We start from the raw sequence: 2,375 nt of genomic DNA, 5'->3' as shown, positions 1-2,375 counted from the left end.
CTCAACTAGCCGGGCTTTCAGGATCAACGCCTCGCCACCCCCTGCGGTGATCTCCGCTCTGAGTTCCTCGAAGAGCGCGCGGGTGTCGTCGCGAGCAGGGAGCGCGTGAACGGCATTCTTGAGGGGAGCGGCTCCCATTGCTTGCAAGCGCCGCCAGACCCGCACGCGCAGATAGGCGGGCTTGGCCGGGAGCTGTGGGATCAGGAGCAGCCAGTCACGGGGCTCGGGCGAAGAAGCATCAGCCATGAAGCAACTGTAACATAGCGACGCAACGAACGTACACTTGTATCGTTTGCTTGGGTGGATTAAAAGTTGGGGTGAGGAGACCGCAATGCGAGCTGTTGGATCAGGTGCTGCCGCCATGCTGGCGTGCCTGGCGTGCCCAGCGGCCTCGTCTGCCGCGGCCCAACCTCGCTATGAGACGGTTACGCAGTTCTATCGGACGTGTGTCGACGAGACGAAAAGGAAGGTGAACGGTCGGTGCGAAGCGTATCTCGCTGGTGCCGCCGAGACGCTTTCCGCTTTCGGCAACGGCGGCAGCGAAGCCGGAATCTGCGGCCGGGGCGTCCGATCGGGCGAGTTGAGCCGTATCTTCCCGGCGTGGGCGGTAGAGAACCGTCACGCAGCCAACCTGCCCCGGTTGGCGGGTGTGACGATGGCGCTACGCCAGCGCTTCCCATGCCGACAAACCAATTGAGATCGAGGAGAGAAGCATTGCGTCACTTGTTGCTCCCGCTGGCGATCGCGCTCGCCGCACCGGCCGCCGCCCAGACAAACCCGCAAGCGACACCGCCCGAGGCGCACGGCGACAGGTGGGCGCTCGTGGACAAGAGCCTCGGCCGAGCGGGAACGACGCAGCCCGACGGCGTTCGCCGGTATGGGTTCCCGCGCAGCGATCTTAACGTCCAGCTCGACGGTGTGGCAATCAAGCCGGCGCTTGCCCTCGGCTCCTGGGCGGCGTTCCACCCCATGGGCAATGACGTGATGGTCATGGGTGACCTCGTGCTGACGCATGAGGAGGTAAATCCGGTCATGAGCCGGTTGCTGGCATCCGGCTTCACGATCACCGCGCTCCACAACCATCTGCTTCGTTCCGCGCCCGCGACCATGTACATGCACATCGGCGGCCATGGTGACCCCGTGAAGCTTGCGGCCGCCCTCCGTGAAGCGCTCGCCGCCAGCCGGACACCGATGACGGCACCATCCAGGGATTCGCAACCGCCGTCCGCCGGCGCGGGGTCGTCGCAGCCAATCGCCCTCGACACCGCCGCGCTTGACCGGCTGATGGATGGCAAGGGTAAGCCCAACGGTGGGGTCTATCAGTTCAGCTTTCCTCGCGCGGAGAAGCTGAGCGACGGCGGCATGCCCGCGCCAGCGTCCATGGGCACCGCAACCGCGATCAACTTCCAGCCGACCGGCTCGGGCCGGGCGGCGATCACCGGTGACTTCGTGCTCACCGCCGCCGAGGTCGATCCCGTGCTCCGCGCACTACGCGCGGGGGGCATCGAGGTCACCGCGCTTCACAATCACATGCTGGATGACCAGCCCCGGCTCTTCTTCATGCACTTTTGGGCGAATGACGACGCCCAGAAGCTCGCACGCGGGCTCCGTGCAGCACTGGATAAAACCAATGTGCAACGGAGCTGACCTATGACACGAAACTGGTGGACGGCGCTGTTCGCCGCAGCCGCGCTGGCGCCTACAGGCGCGCTCGCTCAAGACGAAACGCCGAGCGATATGCAGGGTCTGGCGCTGCTCACGAGCTGCCGGGCAGGCGAGTCGGGCTGCGGAGCTTACCTTCAGGGCATCGTTGACATGATGATCGCCCAGCAGAGTGTCTGTAATCCGCCTCGTTATAACCGTCACCGGTTGCGGACCGCCTATGTGCGCTGGGCGGAAGTCAACACGTACTTCCATGACAAGCACATGATGGCGGGCGCGGAGCGCGCGATGAGTGAGACCTGGCCGTGTCCGTCGAACTCACCACGATGACGATACCTAGTGTCACAACCGGTCATTTTTCTGAACAGCCGTGCTCGACCGAGTCAACGGTGGCTTTCAGGCGCCCATCAGCGCGAGCGGAACGACAGAGAATGGATCGCAGCGGCCACGGCTTGTCGCGGAAGTCCTGAGTTTTGCGACATAGAACACGGTCACGCTCTTGGGTGTAAACGCTCGCGCTAAGTGGCGGCATTCTGATCGCGCTATTTGTCGGCGAGCGTCGCTACGCGGCTACCGGCTTGGTCTCGGCCGATCGCACATAGGCGTAGAGTGTTGGCTTGGAGATGCCGAGCATCGAGCAAATCTTGGCGATCGGCATCGTGTTCTCGTGGTAGAGCCTGAAGGCCAGGTCGCGCTTGTCCTTGCCGAGTGCG

The 2,375-nt window shown here is 64.0% G+C and carries 5 protein-coding genes; 3 read left to right on the top strand and 2 right to left on the bottom strand.

Translation table 11 applies throughout. The annotated features are described in order from the left end of the window. On the bottom strand, positions 1-246 hold a 246-nt coding region (locus ABDZ92_RS16870), incomplete at its 3' end, for a Chromate resistance protein ChrB (protein WP_343764192.1). 85 nt (positions 247-331) lie between these two features. On the opposite strand from ABDZ92_RS16870, the gene ABDZ92_RS17000 reads away from it, so the two are divergent. Genes ABDZ92_RS17000 through ABDZ92_RS16860 form a run of 3 tightly spaced genes read left to right on the top strand, consistent with a single transcriptional unit; the run spans position 332 to position 1,992 of the window. Further along, entirely contained in the window at positions 332-697 is a 366-nt protein-coding gene (locus ABDZ92_RS17000; RefSeq protein WP_148564657.1) for a Rap1a/Tai family immunity protein, read from the top strand. 17 nt (positions 698-714) lie between these two features. After that, positions 715-1,647, top strand: a complete 933-nt coding sequence (locus ABDZ92_RS16865; protein ID WP_037531219.1) for a DUF1259 domain-containing protein — start codon at positions 715-717, stop codon at positions 1,645-1,647. Positions 1,648-1,650: 3 nt separating this feature from the next. Beyond that, a complete protein-coding gene (locus ABDZ92_RS16860) occupies positions 1,651-1,992 on the top strand; it encodes a Rap1a/Tai family immunity protein (protein WP_024021617.1) in 342 nt (113 codons plus the stop codon). A gap of 232 nt (positions 1,993-2,224) precedes the next feature. Here ABDZ92_RS16860 and ABDZ92_RS16855 read toward each other — a convergent pair. Next, positions 2,225-2,375, bottom strand: a 151-nt coding sequence (locus ABDZ92_RS16855) for a helix-turn-helix domain-containing protein (RefSeq protein ID WP_343764196.1), incomplete at its 5' end; no start/stop codon positions are given.

It is taken from the genome of Sphingomonas molluscorum, from assembly GCF_039522995.1.
Taxonomy (GTDB): Bacteria; Pseudomonadota; Alphaproteobacteria; order Sphingomonadales; family Sphingomonadaceae; genus Sphingomonas; species Sphingomonas molluscorum.
This window is presented reverse-complemented; position numbering and strand designations above follow the sequence as displayed.

Excerpts from the sequence above, each read along its gene's own strand:
- ABDZ92_RS16860 (WP_024021617.1), top strand. The coding sequence starts at position 1,651 with ATGACACGAAACTGGTGGACGGCGCTGTTCGCCGCAGCCGCGCTGGCG.
- ABDZ92_RS17000 (WP_148564657.1), top strand. The coding sequence starts at position 332 with ATGCGAGCTGTTGGATCAGGTGCTGCCGCCATGCTGGCGTGCCTGGCG.